We start from the raw sequence: 20113 nt of genomic DNA, 5'->3' as shown, positions 1-20113 counted from the left end.
GGGAGCCTTCACCGGTCCGGGCCGTTTCTGCGGCTTGCGAGGAGACTGCCGATGCCGTCCAAGTCTGCGCCGAAGTCGCCCAAGAAGTCAGAGGCGGTCCGTTCGCTGGAGCGGGATCGCGAGATCGAGGAAGAAGAGCTCGAGGAAGGCCTCGAGGACACCTTCCCGGCCAGCGATCCGGTGTCGATTACCAGCACCACCATCCCCGGCGGGCCGGCAAAGCCTGGCAGGGCCAAGACCTTGCCTGGAATGAAGTCGCACAAGAAGTAGAGCGCCGCCGCAGTCAAATCGGGCTTCAGGCGAAACGAAAACGGGCGGCCAAGCGCCGCCGGTTTCGTTTGCGATTTGGCGCTGATTAGAGGCCCGGCACGAACCAAGGGTTCACGTCGATACCGAGCCGCGGGCCGTTGGTCGTCTGAGTGTTGGCGGCATCGGGCTTTTCCACCGAGCCGGTCGCGGCGCAGTCGAGCGCCTGATTGGTGTGAGCCTGGGTGCAGGCCGCAGGGGCGTGCTTGGCCGGCTGGCTCCCGCCAGCGAAAGCGGCGCCCGAGAAAGCCAGCAAGGCAGCGAGCGCGAGGATTGTCTTTTTCATCTTTCCGTCTCCAATCGTACATGTACGACACAACGTACATATACGGTTAATGGAGGCTGAATTCAAGAGGGAATTTGTACGCGTACGACAAATTAGCTTGAACCGAGTAACCGGCGTCGCAAATCAAGCGACCGGCGTTGTGTCAAGCCGGCGAAGCCGGTCAGCAGTTGACCGGTGTTTCGGTGAGCGGGGGTATGTCCTGCGCCGACAACGAGGCCAGCATGAAGTCGCACATCCGCTTCACATAGGCCTGGGGGTCGCCGAACGGATAGAAGGGAAAGGTGATCAGCAGCGAGATCGTGCCGTGGCCAACGGTCCACAGCATGGTGGCTATGGCGCGAGGGTCGCCTTTGAGCTTGCCGGCTGCGACGCAGGCCTCGACCCTTTTGATCAGCACCTTCATCGCCGGATTGCCCTGTTCCATGTCCTCGTAGCTCCGGCCTTCCGGCAGCCGGGTCTTCTCTGTCATGAAGACGGTGCGGTATTCATTGGGATTGCCGAGCCCGAAGGCGGCATACTCGGTCATCACAGCCCGCAGCGCCTCAACGGGATCGTCTGCCGGGTGCTCCTCGATGCGGCGGGCAAGCGTTTCGAACGCGTCCTCGGCGAGCGCGAACAGGATGTCCTGCTTATCGGCAAAATAGGAATAGACCGACATCGGCGCGTAGCCGACCCGCTTTGCAAGCTTGCGAATGGTAAGCCCTTCGTAGCCCTCTTCCTGCACAAGCTTGTGAGCTGCGTCGACCAGTTCGGAACGAAGCTCGGCTTTCTGTTTCTCGCGGCGTTTCTGAACGCTCAGCGGCAATTTCCGCCTGCCTTTATGGTTGGTTGCCTGACAAAATTATATACGCTGTACGGAAACGGACAAGGGAGCGGCCTGGTTCCCCAAGATACGCCCTAACGCTTTGTTCCTACTTAATTCCGAACAGGAAAGCCGCTACCCACTTTTTCCGAACTAGATCGCGCTAATGCCGCCGTCCAGCGCCTGCGCATGGCCGCGAGCCCTCAGTGGCGAAGGCTTTGGCCGCGCCGCTGCCGAGACCGCCTGTCGCACCGGTGATCAGCACCGTCGCTCCATCGAAAGGGCCCGTGGCTTGGCTCCCTCAACTTTTCTTGTCAATCAGTTCCACCGCCAGCGCGGCGAGCAGCTTCACCGCCTCGCCATAGGTCCTGGCCTTTTCCGGGTTGGAGGCATTGCCGTCCAGCCCGCGGCGGTAGACACCCTGGCAGATCGCCGCCAGGCGGAAGAAGGAGAAGGCGAGGAAGAAGGTCCAGTTGCCGATGCCGTCGATGCCGCGCCGGCGGCAATAGGCGGCGACATAGGCCTCCTCGGACGGCAGGCCGATCGAGGCGCGGTCGATGCCGTCTAGGCCGCGAAAGCCCGACGCATGCGGCAGCCGCCATTGCATGCATTGATAGGCGAGGTCGGCAAAAGGATGGCCAAGCGTCGACAGTTCCCAGTCGAGCACGGCGATGACCTTCGGCTCGTCCTTGGCGAAAATCATATTGTCCAATCGGTAGTCGCCATGCACCAGCGAGACCCGGCCGTCATCGGCCGGCATATGCGTCTCCAGCCAGGTCATCAGCCGATCCATAGCGGCTATGCTTTCGGTTTCGGAGGCGCGGTACTGACTTGTCCAGCGCGCGAACTGGCGCTGGAAATAGCTGCCGGGCTTGCCGAAATCGCCTAAGCCCACAGCCTCGACATCGACTTGGTGCAGGGCGGCGAGGGTCGCATTCATGGCGTCGTAGATCGCGGCACGCTCGTCATTGCCGGATGTATCCGGCAGCGACGGATCCCAGAAGATGCGCCCGTCGAGGAACTCCATCACGTAGAACATGCGGCCGATCGGCGTCATCTCGCCTGAAAGATGGAGCATGCGCGGCACCGGCACGGAGGTCGTGCTCAGCGCCTGCATGACCCGGAATTCGCGGTCGACCTGATGCGCCGATTTCAGCAACTGCCCCGGCGGCTTGGCGCGCAGCACGTAGCGGCCGCTGGCGGCGGTCAGCAGATAGGTCGGGTTCGACTGTCCGGACTTGAATTTTTCGGCCGCGCAAAGCTTGGAAAAACCAGGCAGATGCGCTTCGAGATAAGGCGCAAGCGCTGCTTGGTCGAGCGCGTTGGCGTCGCCGCTCATGCGGTCTCGGGCTGGCGCTCGATCAGCGTCAGGGTCAGCCAGCGCGCGGTGAGCGCCGGCTTCTTCGATCCTTCGATCTCGATGGTGACGTCGTGCGCCGTCTGCACCCATCCGGAAGGCCGCACCTTGACGTCGGCCAGCACGAAATGGGTGCGGATGCGCGAGCCGGTCTTCACCGGCGCCAGGAAGCGCAGCGTGTCGAAGCCGTGATTGACGCCCATCTTGGTGTTTTCGATCGGCGGCATGGTCTCGAAGGTCATGGCCGACAGCAGCGACAGCGACAGGAAGCCGTGCGCGATGGTGCCGCCGAACGGCGTCTCGCGCGCGGCCCGTTCCGGATCGCAATGGATGAACTGGTGATCGTCGGTGGCGTCGGCGAACTGATCGATCATGCGCTGCGTCACCGTGCGCCAGGGCGACACGCCGACTTCCTTGCCGACGCAGGCCAGAAGCGTATCGAGACTGATCGGTTCCACGCTGATGTCCTCCGCACCCCGCCCGATCGCGATTGCTTGAACCGGGCGTCCTACTCCTTGAACAATGTCATCCCGTGCTGCACCGACTGGCCGCCGTCGATCGGCAGGATGGCGCCGGTGACATAGCTTCCGGCACGGCTGCACAAATAGAGCGTTGCGCCGGCAATGTCATCCGCCACGCCGATGCGGCCGAGCGGAACATGGCTGCCGACACGTTTCGCCTGCTCCTCCGTGGCGGTGGCAAAGGCCGTCATCCGACTCTGGAAGGGACCGGGCGCAAAGGCGTTGACGGTGATGCGGCGGGCGGCGAATTCGATCGCCAGCGTGCGCGTCAGGTGATGCACCGCAGCCTTGGAGGCGGTGTAGGAATAGGCGTCGTCGGCCAGCGGCTGCGTGCCCATCACCGAGCCCAGATTGATCACGCGGGCCGGGTCATCGTCGCTTGCTGCAGCATCGAGCAGCGGCAAGAGCTCGCGCGTCAGGTGGAAGACGGCGGTGACGTTGACGCCCAACACCTTCGTCCAGGCGTGGTAGGGAAACTCTGCGAGCGGCGCGCCCCAGGAAATGCCGGCATTGTTGACCAGGATGTGCAGCCGGTCCGTTCGGACCTTCACCTCGGCAACCAGCGCGGCGATGCCCGCTTCGCTGGACACGTCGCCGGCAAACCCCTCGGTCCGACCGGAGCCGCCCTGAGCGTTCATTTCGTCGGCGACCCGCACACAGTCCTCGCCCTTGCGCGAGGCGATCATCACAGTGGCGCCGGCCTGCACCAGTCCGGTCGCCACCATGCGGCCGATGCCTGTTGCGGCACCGGTCACAAGCGCGGTCTTGCCGACGACCGAGAACAGCTTGTCGAGATAGCTCATCCTAATTCCTCCCGCGCGCCTCGTCCCAGCCGGAACCGAAGGACTCGCGTTGACAAGGCTAGCCGAAGTACGGTCATCCTTGCCACGGATAAAGAAGCGAAAGGGTCGGAACCGATGGCGGACATGAACCTCGGCATGACCGAGCGGCTGAAGCCGATCCATCAGCGCGTGGCCGCGATGGTGCGCGACGAGATCGCACCGCTCGGCGAGGAGTTTCTCGCCGAGGTCGGCAGAAACGGTGACCGCTGGACTTACACGGCCAGGCAGACTGAAATCCTCGAAGGGCTGAAGAAGACGGCGCGGGAGCGCGGGCTGTGGAACTTCTGGCTGACCGATTCCAAGCGCGGCTACGGCCTGTCGACGGTCGAATATGCCTACTTGGCGGAGGAGATGGGCAAGGCGCATCTCGGCGCCGAGACCTTCAACTGCTCGGCGCCCGATACCGGCAATATGGAAGTGCTGGAGCGCTACGGCTCGGAAGAGCACAGGCGGCAATGGCTGGAGCCGCTGCTCGAAGGGAAGATCCGCTCGGCCTATCTGATGACCGAGCCGGACGTCGCCTCATCCGATGCCACCAACATTTCGATGCGCTGCCAGCGGCAGGGCGACGACTATGTGCTTAACGGCGAGAAATGGTGGGCGTCCGGCGCCGGCGACCCGCGCTGCGCCATCTATATCGTCATGGTGAGGACCGGCTCGGACGAGGAGCCGCAGCATCGTCGGCATTCGATGATCTTGGTGCCGGCAGAGAGCGAGGGGATCACCAAGCTCCGGCCAATGCAGGTCTATGGCGACGACGACGCGCCGCATGGCCATATGCATCTGAGGTTCAAGGATGTGCGGGTGCCGGCGGCGAACCTGATCCTCGGCGAGGGCAGGGGCTTCGAGATCGCGCAGGGACGGCTTGGGCCAGGCCGCATCCATCATTGCATGCGTGCGATCGGCCAGGCCGAGATGGCGCTGGAGATGCTGTGCCAGCGTTCGGTGCGGCGCGAGGCGTTCGGCCAATCGCTGGCAAAGCTCGGCGCCAATTTCGACATCGTCGCCGAATGCCGCATGGAGATAGACATGGCGAGGCTCCTGTGCCTCAAGGCGGCTTGGATGATCGACCAGGGCGATGCACGGGCTGCGGCCCCTTGGATCAGCCAGATCAAGGTGGTAGCGCCGCGCGTCGCGCTCAAGGTCACCGACGAGGCGGTGCAGATGTTCGGCGCGCAAGGCATCAGCCAGGATACGCCGCTCGCCCGCTCGTGGACGCATCTGAGAACTCTGCGGTTGGCCGACGGGCCCGACGCCGTGCACCGGCGGCAGGTGGCGCGCGCCGAGCTCAGGAAATACACGCAGGAGAAGATCTGACCGGCATGACGCTTCCATCGGAAATGCGAGGCTTGCTGCTTGTCGGCGACGGCTACAGCAAAACGCCTTCGGCCAGCGTGCCGGAGGCGATGGAGGCTTATTTGAAGCCCGGCAGCATCGCCGTGCCGGCGCCTGGTCCGACACAAGCGCTGATCAAGGTCAGTCTCGCCTCAATCAACCCGTCCGATATCGCCTTCATCACAGGGCAATACGGCCAGCCCCGTGTGCAGGGCCGGCCGGCCGGATTTGAGGGCGTCGGAATCGTGGCCTCGACTGGCGACGATCCATACGCAAAAAGCCTTGCGGGCAAGCGCGTCGCCTTCGCCACCGGCGTGTCGAACTGGGGCGCCTGGGCAGAATACGCGGTTGCCGAGGCGGCTTCCTGCATTCCACTGCTCGACACGGTGCGCGACGAGGACGCCGCGGCGATGATCGTCAATCCGCTGACCGCCTTAGCCATGTTCGACATCGTCAAGCAGGAGGGTGAGAAGGCCTTCATCATGACTGCCGGCGCCAGCCAGCTCTGCAAGCTGATCATCGGGCTGGCGAAAGAGGAGGGTTTTAGGCCGATCGTCACCGTGCGCCGCGACGAGCAGATCCCGCTGCTGAAAGGGCTGGGCGCCGCCCATGCGCTCAACGAGAAGGCGGCGGATTTCGAGGCCGCGCTGCGCGAGGTGATGAAGGCGGAGCAGCCCCGCATCTTCCTGGACGCAGTGACCGGACTGCTTGCCTCGGCCATCTTCAACGCCATGCCGAAGCGCTCGCGCTGGATCGTCTATGGGAGGCTCGACGCCGAGCCGACTGTCATCCGCGAGCCCGGCCAACTGATCTTCCAGCACAAGCGCATCGAAGGCTTCTGGCTGGCCGAATGGATGCGGCAGTTCCGCGACCGGCTCGGCCCGGCGGTGCTGGAGGCACAGAAGAGATTTTCCGACGGGCGCTGGTCGACGGATGTGACAGCGGTGGTGCCGCTGGACGAGGCGATGGCCAGGCTGTCGGACGAGCTGGCCAAGCCGAACGGCAAGGTGTTTGTTAAGCCCTGATCAAAATAACTCGAGGTCGCGTCTATGAGGCTACGGTGGTTTGTCGGATTCGTCCTGGTGTCAATGGCAGGTACATTTAGTGCCGAGGCCGCCGACAAGTTCCCGCCCATTTGGCGCAAGTCGATGACCAATGATCCGGGTACGAACTATTTCTCAATAAATATTCGGCCTCTTTGAATGATCCAGCATCGACCGCAATTAGAAATATCATGCTGGCGCGCGTCGTCGGCTCTGAATGCCAGTCATCGCGGCTCAGCAAGGCCAAGGTCAGGGCCTATCGCGATAGCATGCTCGGCTCGCTTTCGTCGGATGCATTGAAAGCGGCTGCATTCGCAGCCGGCAGCGAATTGCGCAACTTCGACTATGAAACGCTCGCGCATCTTTGTGCCGGCATCGATTATCAGTTTGGGCCGAAAGGAGTGCTCATAGCGGGAGCCGTTTCGTCTGGCAAAGGCGAGCCAAGATATTCCTACGATCAGCGCAATCCATACATTCGGCTGCCCGATTTCACCGGCAAGTAGCTGAGCTGCCTGGCTCGTGCCTGCGCACTATTCCGCCGGCTCGACATTGGCATAGGCGGCTTGCTCGAGTTCGCGCTTCACGCGGGCTTCCTCATGCGCCTTGGGCGTGACGAAGCGGCCAAGCAAGAGATAGGCGACAGGGGTCAGGAAGAGCGTGGAGACGGTCGCCAGGCCAAGGCCGCCCACGATCACCCAACCGAGCGCCACGCGCGCCTCGGCGCCTGCGCCCGAAGCCAGCACCAGCGGCACGCCGCCGAGCACGGTGCAGATCATCGTCATCATCACCGGGCGAAGGCGAATGGTGGCGGCCTCTTCGATCGCCTCGTGCACGCCAAGCCCGCGGTCGCGCAGCTGGTTGGCAAACTCGACGATGAGGATGCCGTTCTTGGCCATGACGCCGACCAGGAGGACCAGGCCGATCTGGCTGTAGGCATTGAGACTGGTGCCCGACAAAAGCAGCGCGAAGATGGCGCAGGCGAGCCCGAGCGGCACTGTCGCCATGATGATGACGGCGCTGACGAAGCTCTCGAACTGGGCCGCCAGCACCAGAAGGATGATGACCAGCGCGAAACCGAAAATGGTCGCCATGGCGCTGTTGCTCTCGCCAAGCGTCGCCGCTTCGGCCAGCGGCACGATCCGCGCGTCCGACGGCAGCAGCGGTGTTGCGATCTCCTCGGCGCGGGTCAGCGCATCGCCGAGCGCGAAGCTGCCGCCCAGATTGGCGGTGATCGCCACCGAGGGCTGCTGCTGCTCGCGAGTGAGGGACGGCGGCACGGCGCGCTCGGTCAGCGTGGCGATGGTCGACATCGGCACGAAGCGGCCGTCCGACGTTTTCAGAAAAATGTTTTCCAGATCGGTCGGATCGTTGATTGGATTGGTGGTCGAGACCAGCTTCACGCCATAGCTGCGGTCGGCGATGTAGACGTCGACGACATCGTTGCCGTCGAGCATTGCCTGCAGCGTGTCCGCAAGCCCGGTGATGTCGATGCCGAGGTCGGAGGCGCGCTCACGGTCGATGGCAACGGCAAGCTGCGGCTGCGTAAGGTCGACGGAAAGTCGCGGTGCTTGGAAGCGCGGATCCTGCCGCATCTCCTCGACGATCTGCACCGCCGCCGCGCTTAGCGCCTTGCGGTCGTTGCCGACCAGGGCGAATTGCAGGCCGCTGCCGGCGCCGCGGATGCGAAGGCTGTTGGGCTGAACCGGGAAAACGCGGACGCTTGGCACCTGCTTCGTCAGGCGACTGATCTCGGCCATGATCTCCTGCTGGCTGCGCGTCCGCTCGGCCCACGGCGCCAGCGTCATCACCATGAAACCGCTATTGTAGGCGCCGTTGTTGCCGGCATTCGCGAAGGTGCTGCGGATCTCGCCGGAATCGCGCAAAGGCTGGATCAGCCGCTCGATCTTGCGCATCTGCTCGGTCGTGTAGTCGAGGCTGACTCCTTGCGGCGCGTTGATGCGCAGCAAAACGACGGCGCGGTCTTCGGTCGGCGTCAGCTCCTGACGTATCGTGCCGAACAAAGTGAAGGCGGTGCCAGCGAAGAGCATAGCGACGAGCACTACGATCCAGGGGGCGCCGAGGCAGGCATGCAGGCAGCGCTTGTAGAGCCGATGCAATGCGCCGCCGATGCGAGCGCCCACGCCGCTGCCGCCTTCGTGGTGAAGAGAGGCGCTGGTCAGCATGCGCGAGGCGAGCATCGGGCAGAGCGTCAGCGCCACGACGCAGGAGAGCAGTACCGACATCGCCAGCACGAAGCCGAACTCGCGAAAGAGCCCGCCGGTCTGTCCCGGCAGGAAGGAGATCGGCACGAAGACGGCGACCAGGGTCAGCGTCGTGGCAACGACGGCGAAGAAGACTTCCTGGGTGCCGAGCACGGCGGCCGCGCGCGGCCCCATGCCCTCGTTGCGGCGGCGCACGATATTTTCGAGCACCACGATGGCGTCGTCGACGACGAGGCCCGTCGCCAGAACCAGCGCCAGCAGCGTCAGGATGTTGATGGAAAAGCCGGCGAGATAGATCGCGGCGATGGTGCCGATCATGGCGACCGGCATCGACAGGCCCGGGATCAGCGTCGCGCGCCAGTCGAGCAGGAAGGCGTAGATGACGATCAGCACGATCGAGACGGAAAGCGCGAGCGCGATCTCAACCTCGTGCACCGCGCCGTTGACGAAGACGGCATCGTCGCTGGTGACCTTGATCGACATGCCTTGCGGAAGATTTGCCTGGAGTTTCTCGACGGCGGCCCTGACGCCGGTCGATATATCGAGCGTGTTCGATTCCGCCTGGCGGATGATGCCGAGGCCGATGCCGGTTTTGGCGTCGGAGCGCAATGAGGTCTGGCCGATGTCGGGGCCGAGCGTCACGGTGGCGACGTCGCGGATGCGCGTCGCGCCGCCGATGACGATGCTCTCGAATTCCTCCGGCGTGGTCACGTCGGCCGTCGTGCGCACGACGAGGTCCTGGTTTGTGGTGGTGATCGAGCCGGCCGGGGAATCGAAGGCGACGGAGGCGAGCGCCTTGCGCAAATCCGCCACGGTGAAGCCGTGGCTTGCCAGCTTGTTCTGGTCGACGTCGATGCGGAAGATTTTGTCGCGGTCGCCGGATACCTGGACGTCGGCGACCCCTGGAACGGCGGCGAGCTCGTCCTCGATACGGTCCTGGACCAGCACCGTCATGTCCTGCACCGACATGGTGTCGGACGTGACCGCCAGCCGCATCACCGGGTCGGAATTGGCGTCGGCCTTGACGATGCGCGGCGCATCGGCGGTCTCGGGCAGTTGGTTGGTGATGCGGCTGACGGAATCGCGGACATCGGAGGCGGCTACATTGAGATCGACGCCGTCGTTGAACTCGATGGTGACGCGGCTCTGGCCGAAAGATGAAGTCGACGAGATCGACTTGACACCCGAGACGCGCGCGACGGCGCCCTCGATCGGGTCGGTCAACTCGCGGTCGACGGTTTCGGCGGCCGCGCCCTCGAAGGTGGTGTTGACGGTGATGACCGGGCGGTCGACATCCGGCAGTTCGCGGATTTCGACGCCCCAGAAGGCTGCGAGGCCGGCGACCGCGATGAGCGTGTTGAGCACGAAGGCCATGACCGGCCTGCGGATGAAGAGCGCGGTCAGGCCCGATCCCGCGGTCTGGTCGCCGGTGGCGCTCATGAGCCTTCGGCCGCGGTGGCGCGGTCCTCGCCGGCGATCCGGACGTCGCCGCCTTCGCTGACACTCTCCGTGCCTTCGGTCACCACCATGTCACCGCTCTCGACGGGAGCATCGATCAGCACCGTCTCGGTGTTGCGCTGGATGATGCGCACCGGCACGCGCTTTGCCTTGCCGTTTTCGACGGTCCAGATATAGGCGCCGTCGGTGCCCCACTGGATGGCCAGTGGGCTGACGGCCGGATAGGTGTCGCCGGGGAATTTCATGGCGATCTGGAACGACATGCCGGCGCGCAGCGAATCCGCCGGGTTGGCGATCGTCGCCTTGACGAGCAGCGTGCGGCTGTTCTCGTCGATATGGTTGTCGATGGCCGAAACCGTGCCGGAATAGACGTGGTTGGGGTTGGCCAGCGGCGTGGCTGACAATCGCTGTCCGACCTTTACAGCGGCGGAAAAACGCTCCGGCACCCAGAAATCGACCAATATGCTCGAGCGGTCGTCAAGCGTGGCGATCGCCGACTGGCTGGTGACATAGTTGCCGGCGGCGATCGGCAGGATACCGACAGTGCCTTCGATAGGCGCGACGACAGAGCGGCGCTCGAGCGCAAGCTCGGCATCGCGCAGCGCCAGCTTGGCATTGGCGAGCGCCACCTCGGCATCCGCGACGGCAACTTGCGTGGCGGCATTGGAGGCTCGCAGCGACTTGACCCGATCGAGCTTCGCCTGGGTGTCGTCGAGCGCGACCTTGGCACGGTCGCGCGCAATCACTTCCGTCTCCGAATCGAGCCTGGCGATGACATCGCCTTTTTCGACATGGGTGCCGGACTGCACCGGCAGTTCGGTGAGGCGGCCGGAAGAGTATGGATTGACAGTGACTGTCGCATTGGCGCGGCCGGTCCCGATCGCCTGAAGCCTGTCGTTGATGGTGGCGGTGCCGGCAGGGGAGGCGACAATGGTCACGATCTGGCCGGCGCGATTGCGACCGGACCGGACAGAACCGCTCTCGATGCTTCCCGTGGCGGGGGGCGTCGCCGCAATCGCCCAGTCAATACCCCAGCGTGCCAATACCTCAGGCGCGCCGGGATAGAAGCGCGCCCAGGCGGCCGCAGCGGCAACCACGATCACCAGCGCAAGAACAATCTGTTTCCAGCTCGACATTGACACTCCAGCGGCAGAATCGTCCGCCGGTTCCAAGTGGAAGCAGGCTGAGCGACGATACGGCGTGAGAGCGATACCGGCCACGCCACATCATAATATCAGCGTTTTATGGCAATTATCACGCAAACGTGCACATTAAATCTCGGTAACGTGAAGCGGGATCATCGCTTCGGCCCCATCTTTTGCCGCAATTTGGGGGGGCGCCGGCCGCCATTCGGTCAAAGCAAAACCGAACGGAAGCCGTTGCCTGGAACTGCCTAGCGCAGGCTCTCCAGGTCGCGGATGCGCTTGGCGCCGGCGGCTTCGAGCTGCCTTGTAACCGCGCCGATCAGCGTTTCGGCGACGACAAAGAGGGCGGCGGATGAATCCCAGGCCGAAGGCACGGCGGTACGCCCGGCGATCACATGGCGGGCGAAGCGGGCGATCGGCGAGAGCCACTGATCGGTGAAGAGCACGATTTGGACGCCGCGCTGGTGCGCCTTCTCGGCAAAGCGGAGCAGACTTTCCTGGTAGCGCCTGATGTCGAAGATAACCAGGACGTCGCGCTTGCCCATGTCAATCAGCCGGTCGCGCCAGATGCTCTCCTGGCCGGCGAGGTGGTAGACGTCTGGCTGGATGATGGCGAGATGGGCTGCCATGTAGCGCGCGAGCGGATCGGTGAAGCGGCCGCCGATCAGAAAGGTCTTGCCGCGGCGCTCGGCAAGCCGTGCGGCAATGTCGGCCAACTGCTTGTCGGTAAGGTGCCGGAACGTCTCGCGCATGTTGTCGAGCGTCGCCTCCAGCATCGGCGAAACGGCGCCGCCATTGGCGGGCGACGCCGAGTTGAGCGTGCGAGAGGCCGGCGACTGCAATTGCGCGGCCAGTTCATCCTGCAGCGCTGACTGGAATTCGGGATAGTTCTGGAAACCTAACCTCGCGACGAAACGCAGAATCGTCGGTGAGGAGACTCCCGCCGCGGTCGAGAACTCGGCCACGGTCTTCAGCCCGGTCAGCGGATAGTTGGCAATCAGCGTCTGTGCGGCGCGGCGCTCGCCTGCCGGCATCGTGCCGATGCGGTCCGAAATCAGTTCGGCAATACTGGAGATCATCGTTTTCCCCACCCTTTGACCCGGTCGCCGCCGTTTTCGGAATTCCGCGTTTGACAAAGCCGCGTAAACTGTATGAAATCATTCACAGGGGCGCAATGAGGCAAATTACGTAACATAAGATACAGCGCTCCCGAGGGGACGGCAGTATGGAGAAAGCACGGCGCGCCAGCCTTGCACCGTCTGAGACCGTGAGGGTGACCAACCCCGGCGGCTCGAGCCCCTTCGTCCTCACCTGCGATCACGCCTCGAACTTCCTGCCCGCCGAATTCGGAACGCTCGGGCTGCCCGCCGAGGATCTCTCCCGGCATATCGCCTGGGATCCGGGCGCGCTGCCGGTCGCCAGCCGGATGGCCGACGCGCTCGACGCCACGCTGGTCGAAACCCGCATCTCGCGCCTGGTGATCGACTGCAACCGCCCGCTCGACGCGCCGGACCTCGTGCCGCCGGTCAGCGAGGCGACGGCCATTCCGGGCAATTCGAATCTCTCCGGCAAGCAGCGCGCGGAGCGGATCGATCTCGCGTGGCGTCCGTTCCACGACACGATCGCTGAGATCATCGAGCAGCGGCTGGCGCTCGGCCAGGAAACGCGCCTGGTGTCGGTGCACTCCTTCACGCCGGTCTATAAGGGCAGGACCCGTCCCTGGCATATCGGCATCATCCATGACGACGATCGCCGGCTCGCCGCGCCGCTGATATCGGCGCTCAAGCGGCTCTCCGGCGTCACCGTTGGCGTCAACGAACCCTATTCGCCGGCCGACCGCGTCTATTTCACGCTGGAACGGCACGCGCGCTCGCGCGGCCTTGCCTGCGCGATGATCGAAATCCGCAACGACGAGATCTCCGGCGAGACCGGGCAGCGGAAATGGGCGGATCTGCTCACAGGCATATTCTCGAATCTGGAGCCCGAGGAGGCCAGGGGCTCCCGACAACGCGCAATGGGAAAGTCAGTACAGTCGGCCAGCTAAGAAACCACAGGGGACTTCCAACATGGCAGCAAATGACTACACCGAAGTCGACAAGGCTGAGGACATACAAGTCCTCCACAGCATGGGCTATGCCCAGGAACTGGAGCGGCGCCTCAGCCGCTTCTCGAATTTCGCGGTTTCCTTCTCCATCATCTGCATCCTGTCCGGCGGCATCAACTCGCTGGCGCAGGCGACCTCCGGCGCCGGCGGCATCGGCATCGGAATCGGCTGGCTGGTGGGCTGTTTCGTGTCGCTCACCTTCGCGGTCGCCATGTCGCAGATCAGCTCGGCCTATCCGACGGCCGGCGGCCTCTATCACTGGGGCTCGATCCTCGGCAATCGCGGCACCGGCTGGGTTACCGCCTGGCTTAACCTGCTTGGCCTGATCACCGTGCTCGGCGCCATCAATGTCGGCACCTGGACTTTCTTCGTCGGCGCTTTCGGGCCGACGCTGGGCATTGAAAACAATCTGACCACCCAGACGATCTTCCTGGTCATCATCACAGGCGCGCAGGCGCTGATCAACCATCTGGGCATCAAGTTGACGGCAAAGCTCACCGACTTTTCGGGCTATCTGATCTTCTTCGGCTCGATCCTGATCGCGGTGGTCTGCCTGCTCTCGGCCGAGACCTGGGACTTCAGCCGCCTCTTCACCTTCCACAACTACTCAGGCGATGCCGGAGGCGGCGTGTGGCCGCAGGTCTCGAACGCCTGGGTCTTCGCGCTTGGCCTCCTGCTGCCGATCTATACGATCACCGGCTATGACGCCTCGGCGCACACGTCGGAGGAAACCATCAAGGCGGCTTCTTCCGTGCCGCGCGCGATGGTCATGTCGGTCATCTGGTCGGCGCTGTTCGGCTACCTGTTCCTGGCTGCCTTCGTGCTGATGATCCCGAACATGGACGAGGCCGCCAAGCAGGGCTGGAACGTGTTCTTCTGGGCCTTCGACCAGCGCGTCGGAACCGGACTGAAGGAGTTCGTCTATCTCGTCGTGTTCCTGGCACAGCTGCTGTGCGGCCTTGCAACCGTCACGTCGGCCTCGCGCATGATCTTTGCCTTCTCGCGTGACGGCGGCCTGCCCGGCTCGGCAGCGCTTTCCAAGGTCAGCCCGACCTATCGCACGCCCGTGGCGGCGATCTGGACAGCCTCGATCCTGTCGGTGCTGTTCGTGTGGGGCTCGTCGGTGGTCTCGGTCGCCGGCACCTCGGCCTACACGATCGTGGTGTCCTGCACCGTCATCTTCCTGTTCCTCTCCTTCACCGTGCCGATCGTGCTCGGCATGATGGCCTGGGGGACGCCGAAGTGGGACAAGATGGGGCCGTGGAACATGGGCCGCGGCATCTTCATGCTGTTCGGTCTGCTCTCGATCGTGTCGATGATCCTGATCTTCGTCATCGGCATCCAGCCGCCGAACGACTGGGCGCTCTACATCACCGTCGGCTTCTTCATCCTGACGGCGGTCGTCTGGTTCGCCTTCGAGCGCAACCGCTTCCAGGGGCCGCCGCTCGGCGACATCATCGCGGCGCGCCAGGCGGCGATCAAGGCGGCAGAGCAGGCGGTCGGCGAAACCGGCCACTGACATCGGACATCATGGCCTTGGCCGGCGTCACGCCGGCCAGGGCTTCGTTTCTCCCTTTCAATCGACAAGTGTTGGAGTGCCAAAGGAATGGCCGGGAATTTCTCGTTCGATCAGTTGAAGAAAGCGGTCTCGAACGGCGAGGTCGACACGGTGCTGGCCTGCATCGTCGACATGCAGGGCCGGCTCGCGGGGAAGCGCTTCCTGGCCCAGTATTTCGTCGATTCCGCGCATGGCGAGACGCATGGCTGCAACTATCTGCTGGCCTGCGACATCGATATGGAGCCGGTGCCAGGCTACAAGGCGGCGAGCTGGTCGAAGGGTTATGGCGACTTTGTCATGAAACCCGACCTGTCGACGTTGCGGCGCGTCCCATGGCTGGAGAAGACGGCGCTGGTCATCTGCGACGTGCTCGATCATCACGACCATGAGGACCTCGCGCATTCGCCGCGCGCGATCCTGAAGAAGCAGGTCAAGCGTCTGAGCGAGCGCGGCTATATCGGCTACTTCGCCTCCGAGCTCGAATTCTACCTGTTCAGCGAAACCTACGAATCGGCGCGCAGAAAGCACTGGCAAGGGCTCGACAGCGCTTCGCCCTATATCGGCGACTACCAGATCGGCATCACCACCAAGGAAGAAGGCGTCATGCGCCGGCTCCGCAACGAGATGGAGGCAGCCGGCATCCCGATCGAAAATTCCAAGGGCGAGTGGGGTCCGGGCCAGGAAGAGATCAATGTGCGCTATGCCGAGGCGCTCGAGATGGCGGATCGCCACGTCATCCTGAAGAACGGCGCCAAGGAGATCGCCGATTCCGAAGGCAAGGCCATCTCCTTCATGGCCAAGTACAATTACGGGCTCGCCGGCAATTCCAGCCACATCCACAATTCGCTGTGGAGCGCCGACGGCGGGACCCCGCTGTTCTTCGACAAAAACGCCGAATGGACGCTGTCGAGCCTCGGCCAGCAATGGGCGGCCGGCCAGCTCAAATACGCCAAGGAGTTCACCTGGTTCCTGGCGCCGTACATCAACTCCTACAAGCGCTTCCAGGCCGGCACCTTCGCGCCGACCAAGATCATGTGGAGCGAGGACAACCGCACGGCGGGATTCCGGCTGTGCGGCGAGGGTACCAAAGGCATCCGCATGGAATGCCGCATCGGCGGCGCCGATCTCAACCCCTATCTCGCCTTCGCCGCGCTGATCGCGGCCGGTCTCGCCGGCATCGACGAGAAGCTGGAGCTGCAGAAGCCGTTTGTCGGCGACGCCTATCAGGCGTCGCAACTGCCGGAAATCCCGAAGACGCTGCGCGATGCCACCGAGACGCTGGAAGGCTCCACGATGCTGAAGCAGGCCTTCGGCGAGGAGGTGATCGAGCACTATGTCCACACCGCCCGCTGGGAGCAGTTCGAATACGACCGCCGTATCACGGATTGGGAACTGCACCGGGGGTTTGAACGCTACTAAAGCTGTAATCGACGTTGACTTAACCTAACTAAAGCTGCAGTCTTGGCTGGTTGAGTTCGGGAACGTGAGAATGGGAAAGTATTCGCCTTTGCGTTCGTATCTTATGGCTCAAACCGGCGAGCGGGTTCCGATGTCGTTCAGCGACATCGAGAAGCTGCTTGGCGAAAAGCTACCGGCGTCCAAGCAGTATCCGGCTTGGTGGAGCAATAACCCCAGCAACAATCCAATGACAAAGGAGTGGCTGGCCGCGGGGTTCCAGACTGAGTCCGTCAATATAGCGGGCGAAAATCTGGTCTTTCGGCGCGTTCAACCAGGTTCCGGCACTTCAAAGGGGTTCGGCGAATCGGCTCAGGCCGAGATCGGCGGGACACCGAAACGACACCCGATCTTCGGCTGCATGAAGGGAACGCTTACTATCCTCCCAGAGGTCGATCTGACGGAGCCTGTCGAGCAGGATTGGGGCAAGGTCTATGAACACTGAGAACCTTCTGTTGGACACTTGCGCGGTCATCTGGATTTCGCAGGACGAACCGATAGCCGATGCCGCGACAACGGCTATCAGCAAGGCTCCTCAGTCCGGCACGCTGAACGTATCGGTCATGTCGGCATGGGAGATGGGCATGCTGGTGTCGAAGGGCAGGTTGCCGTCGACGAAGACGCCCGACCGTTGGTTCGACGAGTTCGTTGAGGCGGCGGCCGTCACAGTGGAAGGGGTGACGCCACGTATTCTCATCGCGGCCTCCTACCTCCCAGCTGTCGTTCACAGCGATCCAATGGATCGAATTCTGATAGCGACCGCGCGGGAGCGCGATTTGACTATCGTAACCCGTGACAAGGCCATTTTGGCCTATGCCGCGCAGGGTCATGTCAGAGCCATCGCCTGCTGAAAGAGTCAATTTGGAGACGTCTTCTTGGATACCGTAAAACTCAAATCACCCATCGACGGCTCGATCTATGCCGAGCGGCCGGTCGCGACGGATCAGGCGATCAATGCGGCGGCAGAGCGCGCCAGGGCGGCGCAGGAGAAATGGGCCGAGACACCGGTTGCCGAGCGCGGCAAGTACATGCTGGCGATGCTGGAAGCGCTGGTCGGCATCAGCGACGAGATCGTGCCCGAGATCGCCTGGCAGATGGGGCGGCCGGTGCGCTATGGCGGCGAGTTCGGCGGCGTCAAGGAACGCACCAGCTACATGGTCGAGATCGCGGAAGCTGCGCTGAAGCCGATCATGGCCTCCAATCCGAAGGACGGCTTTCGCCGCTATGTCAAGAAGGTGCCGCTTGGCGTCGTGCTGGTGATCGCGCCGTGGAACTATCCTTATCTCACCGCGGTCAACACGATCGTGCCGGCGCTGATGGCCGGAAGCGCGGTCATCCTCAAGCATGCGGCGCAGACGCTGCTGGTCGGCGAGCGCTTCCAGCAGGCGTTCGACAAGGCGGGCCTGCCGAAAGGCCTGTTCCAGAATCTGGTCATGAACCACGACCAGACCGAAAGGCTGCTCGGCTCGGGCAAGATCGATCATGTCAACTTCACCGGCTCGGTTGCCGGCGGCCGCGCCATCGAGAAGGCCGCGGCCGGCACCTTCATGACGCTCGGCCTCGAGCTCGGCGGCAAGGATCCGGCCTATGTCCTTCCCGACGCCAAAATGGACCATGCGGTCGCCAATTTGGTCGACGGCGCCTTCTACAATTCCGGCCAATGCTGCTGCGGCATCGAGCGCGTCTATGTGCACGAAAAGGTCTATGACGAGTTCGTCGAAGGTTTTGTCGCCGAGACCAGGAACTATGTCGTCGGCAATCCGCTGGAGCAGGCGACGACCATGGGTCCGATGGCGCAGGCACGCTTCGCCGACCTGATCCGCGAGCAGAAGGCAGAGGCGCTGCGCAAGGGCGCCAAGGCGCATATCGCCATGAAGGTGGAAAATGACAGGCCGGGCTCGCCCTATCTGGCGCCGGAAGTGCTGACCGGTGTCGACCACCAGATGAGCGTCATGCGCGAGGAAAGCTTCGGCCCGATCGTCGGCATCATGAAGGTGCGCGACGACGAGGAAGCCATCGCGCTGATGAACGACAGCCCCTATGGGCTGACGGCCTCGATCTGGACGCGCGACACCGAGCGCGCCGTGGCGATCGGCGACCGGGTCCAGACAGGCACCGTGTTCATGAACCGCTGCGACTATCTCGATCCGGCGCTGGTCTGGACCGGCGTCAAGGACACCGGCAAGGGCGCGGCGCTGTCCGCCATCGGCTACGACAACCTGACCCGGCCGAAATCCTATCACCTGCGCGAAGCGATCTGAATTCGAAAGACAATCCATGTCCAAGCTCACCTCCAAATGGAACTACCCCACCACCGTCCGCTTCGGCGCGGGGCGCATCAAGGAACTGCCGGACGCGCTGGCTGCGGCAGGCATCAAGCGCCCGCTTTTCGTGACCGACCCGGGCCTGGCGAAGCTGCCCGTCGTCGCTTCGACACTGAAGATCCTCGACGATGCCAATGTGCCTTATGGCGTCTTTTCCGAGGTGAAGCCGAACCCGGTCGAGTCCAACCTGATCGCCGGCATCGCCGTGTTCAAGAAAGGCAAGCATGACGGGGTCGTCGCTTTCGGCGGCGGCTCGGCGCTCGACCTCGGCAAGCTGATCGCCTTCCAAGCCGGGCAGACGCGTCCGGTATGGGATTTCGAGGACATCGGCGACTGGTGGACGCGCGCCAACTCGGATGCGATCGCGCCGATCATCGCGGTGCCGACCACGGCGGGCACCGGTTCCGAGGTCGGCCGCGCCGGCGTCATCACCAATGAAGAGACCCACACCAAGAAAGTCATTTTCCACCCGAAGCTTTTGCCGGCGATCGTGATTGCCGATCCGGAGCTGTCGGTCGGCATGCCGCCCTTCATCACGGCCGGCACCGGCATGGACGCGCTCGCCCACTGCCTCGAAGCCTATTGCGCGCCGGGCTATCATCCGATGGCAGACGGCATCGCCGTGGAAGGCATCCGGCTGGTGTTCGAAAACCTGCCCAAGGCCTTCGCCAACGGCAAGGATCTGGTCGCCCGCGCGAATATGATGAGCGCGGCCGCGATGGGCGCGGCCGCCTTCCAGAAAGGGCTGGGCGCCATCCACTCTCTGTCGCATCCGATCGGCGCGCTCTACGACACCCATCACGGCATGACCAATGCGGTGTTCATGCCCTATGTCCTCGCCTTCAACCGCGATGCGATCGAGGATCGCATCGCGCGGCTCGCCGCCTATTGCGGCATCAAGGGCGGCTTCGATGGCTTCGCAAAAGCCGTCATCAAATTGCGCAAGGAGCTCAAGGTGCCGCATGCGCTGCCCGGCCTGATCAAGGACCTCGACATGGACAAGAACCGCAAGACACTGATCGCCGACATGGCGGTGGTCGATCCGACCGCCGGCGGCAATCCGGTCAAGCTCACCAAGAAAGGGGCGCTTGCTCTGCTCGAAAATGCCATCGTAGGGTCTGTGTAAACCAATTTGCAGCGGAAAGTTGATCTGGAAACGAGGGGAAAGGAAAGGGCAACGGGCGGAATGCAAGGAGGAGAATAATTAGCCGGAAAAAGAATCGCGAAGCGATTGCTACAGCCGGTTAAAGAGAGTTTACTTTTTCGTGTTGCGGGGTGCCGCTTTCACAAAGCTTTCATCTGGCTGTCACACGAAAACGATACCGCATCGCAGGCGTCCAATGGCGTCAGTTCAA

19 protein-coding genes are annotated in these 20113 nt (G+C 63.4%); 11 read left to right on the top strand and 8 right to left on the bottom strand.

Annotated features, from left to right (window positions below; translation table 11 throughout):
- Nucleotides 1-51: 51 nt before the first annotated feature.
- Complete coding sequence (locus CK222_RS11925; RefSeq protein ID WP_067325802.1) at nucleotides 52-270, top strand: hypothetical protein; 219 nt, start codon at nucleotides 52-54, stop codon at nucleotides 268-270.
- Nucleotides 271-355: 85 nt separating this feature from the next.
- On the opposite strand, the gene CK222_RS11920 is transcribed toward CK222_RS11925, so the two are convergent.
- The 5 genes from CK222_RS11920 to CK222_RS11900 form a co-directional block, all read right to left on the bottom strand.
- Nucleotides 356-592 (bottom strand): DUF680 domain-containing protein, encoded by a 237-nt coding sequence (locus CK222_RS11920; RefSeq protein WP_095800511.1) that lies wholly within the window; start codon nucleotides 590-592, stop codon nucleotides 356-358.
- Between the two features lie 160 nt (nucleotides 593-752).
- Nucleotides 753-1397, bottom strand: a complete 645-nt coding sequence (locus CK222_RS11915; RefSeq protein WP_095800510.1) for a TetR/AcrR family transcriptional regulator — start codon at nucleotides 1395-1397, stop codon at nucleotides 753-755.
- A 298-nt stretch (nucleotides 1398-1695) separates the two neighbouring features.
- Nucleotides 1696-2733: a phosphotransferase gene (locus CK222_RS11910; protein ID WP_095800509.1), complete on the bottom strand. Its 1038-nt coding sequence runs from the start codon at nucleotides 2731-2733 to the stop codon at nucleotides 1696-1698.
- A complete protein-coding gene (locus tag CK222_RS11905) occupies nucleotides 2730-3215 on the bottom strand; it encodes a MaoC family dehydratase (protein ID WP_275955103.1) in 486 nt (161 codons plus the stop codon). The genes CK222_RS11910 and CK222_RS11905 overlap by 4 nt, the downstream gene beginning before the upstream one ends.
- A gap of 44 nt (nucleotides 3216-3259) precedes the next feature.
- Nucleotides 3260-4075 carry an SDR family oxidoreductase gene (locus CK222_RS11900; RefSeq protein ID WP_067325820.1) on the bottom strand — a complete coding sequence of 272 codons (816 nt, stop codon included), beginning with the start codon at nucleotides 4073-4075 and terminating at the stop codon, nucleotides 3260-3262.
- A 114-nt stretch (nucleotides 4076-4189) separates the two neighbouring features.
- Here CK222_RS11900 and CK222_RS11895 point away from each other — a divergent pair, with 114 nt between their 5' ends.
- From CK222_RS11895 to CK222_RS11885, 3 genes are all read left to right on the top strand, one after another.
- Nucleotides 4190-5431, top strand: coding sequence for an acyl-CoA dehydrogenase family protein (locus CK222_RS11895; protein ID WP_095800508.1), 1242 nt, complete (start codon nucleotides 4190-4192; stop codon nucleotides 5429-5431).
- A gap of 5 nt (nucleotides 5432-5436) precedes the next feature.
- The gene (locus CK222_RS11890) at nucleotides 5437-6474 is read left to right on the top strand and encodes a zinc-binding dehydrogenase (RefSeq protein ID WP_095800507.1); all 1038 of its coding nucleotides are present in this window, start codon (nucleotides 5437-5439) and stop codon (nucleotides 6472-6474) included.
- Nucleotides 6475-6683: 209 nt separating this feature from the next.
- Nucleotides 6684-6995, top strand: a complete 312-nt coding sequence (locus CK222_RS11885) for a hypothetical protein (protein ID WP_176477621.1) — start codon at nucleotides 6684-6686, stop codon at nucleotides 6993-6995.
- A gap of 27 nt (nucleotides 6996-7022) precedes the next feature.
- Here CK222_RS11885 and CK222_RS11880 read toward each other — a convergent pair whose 3' ends face one another.
- From CK222_RS11880 to CK222_RS11870, 3 genes are all read right to left on the bottom strand, one after another.
- Nucleotides 7023-10154 carry an efflux RND transporter permease subunit gene (locus tag CK222_RS11880; RefSeq protein WP_095800506.1) on the bottom strand — a complete coding sequence of 1044 codons (3132 nt, stop codon included), beginning with the start codon at nucleotides 10152-10154 and terminating at the stop codon, nucleotides 7023-7025.
- Nucleotides 10151-11308: an efflux RND transporter periplasmic adaptor subunit gene (locus tag CK222_RS11875; RefSeq protein ID WP_095800505.1), complete on the bottom strand. Its 1158-nt coding sequence runs from the start codon at nucleotides 11306-11308 to the stop codon at nucleotides 10151-10153. The genes CK222_RS11880 and CK222_RS11875 overlap by 4 nt, the downstream gene beginning before the upstream one ends.
- 257 nt (nucleotides 11309-11565) lie before the next feature.
- Nucleotides 11566-12396, bottom strand: a complete 831-nt coding sequence (locus tag CK222_RS11870) for a MurR/RpiR family transcriptional regulator (protein WP_067002767.1) — start codon at nucleotides 12394-12396, stop codon at nucleotides 11566-11568.
- A gap of 146 nt (nucleotides 12397-12542) precedes the next feature.
- Between CK222_RS11870 and CK222_RS11865 the strand changes: the two genes are divergently transcribed.
- The 7 genes from CK222_RS11865 (at nucleotide 12543) to CK222_RS11835 (ending at nucleotide 19884) form a co-directional block, all read left to right on the top strand.
- Complete coding sequence (locus CK222_RS11865) at nucleotides 12543-13361, top strand: N-formylglutamate amidohydrolase (protein ID WP_067002583.1); 819 nt, start codon at nucleotides 12543-12545, stop codon at nucleotides 13359-13361.
- Between the two features lie 22 nt (nucleotides 13362-13383).
- Nucleotides 13384-14940 (top strand): amino acid permease, encoded by a 1557-nt coding sequence (locus CK222_RS11860; protein ID WP_095800504.1) that lies wholly within the window; start codon nucleotides 13384-13386, stop codon nucleotides 14938-14940.
- A gap of 87 nt (nucleotides 14941-15027) precedes the next feature.
- Entirely contained in the window at nucleotides 15028-16398 is a 1371-nt protein-coding gene (locus tag CK222_RS11855) for a glutamine synthetase family protein (RefSeq protein WP_095778816.1), read from the top strand.
- 70 nt (nucleotides 16399-16468) lie between these two features.
- Nucleotides 16469-16879, top strand: coding sequence for a hypothetical protein (locus CK222_RS11850; protein WP_095800503.1), 411 nt, complete (start codon nucleotides 16469-16471; stop codon nucleotides 16877-16879).
- Nucleotides 16869-17285: a type II toxin-antitoxin system VapC family toxin gene (locus CK222_RS11845; protein ID WP_095800502.1), complete on the top strand. Its 417-nt coding sequence runs from the start codon at nucleotides 16869-16871 to the stop codon at nucleotides 17283-17285. The genes CK222_RS11850 and CK222_RS11845 overlap by 11 nt, the downstream gene beginning before the upstream one ends.
- Nucleotides 17286-17309: 24 nt before the next feature.
- Nucleotides 17310-18695 (top strand): aldehyde dehydrogenase family protein, encoded by a 1386-nt coding sequence (locus CK222_RS11840; protein ID WP_095800501.1) that lies wholly within the window; start codon nucleotides 17310-17312, stop codon nucleotides 18693-18695.
- A 16-nt stretch (nucleotides 18696-18711) separates the two neighbouring features.
- Nucleotides 18712-19884: an iron-containing alcohol dehydrogenase gene (locus CK222_RS11835; RefSeq protein WP_095800500.1), complete on the top strand. Its 1173-nt coding sequence runs from the start codon at nucleotides 18712-18714 to the stop codon at nucleotides 19882-19884.
- The last annotated feature ends 229 nt before the right edge of the window (nucleotides 19885-20113 follow it).

The sequence above is a fragment of the Mesorhizobium sp. WSM3866 genome (assembly GCF_002294795.1).
Classification (GTDB): domain Bacteria; phylum Pseudomonadota; class Alphaproteobacteria; order Rhizobiales; family Rhizobiaceae; genus Mesorhizobium.
Note: the sequence above shows the minus strand (reverse complement) of the source record. Positions and strands in the feature narration are given on the sequence as shown.

Excerpts from the sequence above, each read along its gene's own strand:
- CK222_RS11900 (WP_067325820.1), bottom strand. The coding sequence starts at position 4,075 with ATGAGCTATCTCGACAAGCTGTTCTCGGTCGTCGGCAAGACCGCGCTT.
- CK222_RS11860 (WP_095800504.1), top strand. The coding sequence starts at position 13,384 with ATGGCAGCAAATGACTACACCGAAGTCGACAAGGCTGAGGACATACAA.
- CK222_RS11890 (WP_095800507.1), top strand. The coding sequence starts at position 5,437 with ATGACGCTTCCATCGGAAATGCGAGGCTTGCTGCTTGTCGGCGACGGC.
- CK222_RS11910 (WP_095800509.1), bottom strand. The coding sequence starts at position 2,733 with ATGAGCGGCGACGCCAACGCGCTCGACCAAGCAGCGCTTGCGCCTTAT.
- CK222_RS11880 (WP_095800506.1), bottom strand. The coding sequence starts at position 10,154 with ATGAGCGCCACCGGCGACCAGACCGCGGGATCGGGCCTGACCGCGCTC.
- CK222_RS11875 (WP_095800505.1), bottom strand. The coding sequence starts at position 11,308 with ATGTCGAGCTGGAAACAGATTGTTCTTGCGCTGGTGATCGTGGTTGCC.
- CK222_RS11895 (WP_095800508.1), top strand. The coding sequence starts at position 4,190 with ATGGCGGACATGAACCTCGGCATGACCGAGCGGCTGAAGCCGATCCAT.
- CK222_RS11835 (WP_095800500.1), top strand. The coding sequence starts at position 18,712 with ATGTCCAAGCTCACCTCCAAATGGAACTACCCCACCACCGTCCGCTTC.
- CK222_RS11925 (WP_067325802.1), top strand. The coding sequence starts at position 52 with ATGCCGTCCAAGTCTGCGCCGAAGTCGCCCAAGAAGTCAGAGGCGGTC.
- CK222_RS11870 (WP_067002767.1), bottom strand. The coding sequence starts at position 12,396 with ATGATCTCCAGTATTGCCGAACTGATTTCGGACCGCATCGGCACGATG.
- CK222_RS11845 (WP_095800502.1), top strand. The coding sequence starts at position 16,869 with ATGAACACTGAGAACCTTCTGTTGGACACTTGCGCGGTCATCTGGATT.
- CK222_RS11855 (WP_095778816.1), top strand. The coding sequence starts at position 15,028 with ATGGCCGGGAATTTCTCGTTCGATCAGTTGAAGAAAGCGGTCTCGAAC.
- CK222_RS11865 (WP_067002583.1), top strand. The coding sequence starts at position 12,543 with ATGGAGAAAGCACGGCGCGCCAGCCTTGCACCGTCTGAGACCGTGAGG.
- CK222_RS11920 (WP_095800511.1), bottom strand. The coding sequence starts at position 592 with ATGAAAAAGACAATCCTCGCGCTCGCTGCCTTGCTGGCTTTCTCGGGC.
- CK222_RS11850 (WP_095800503.1), top strand. The coding sequence starts at position 16,469 with ATGGGAAAGTATTCGCCTTTGCGTTCGTATCTTATGGCTCAAACCGGC.
- CK222_RS11885 (WP_176477621.1), top strand. The coding sequence starts at position 6,684 with ATGCTGGCGCGCGTCGTCGGCTCTGAATGCCAGTCATCGCGGCTCAGC.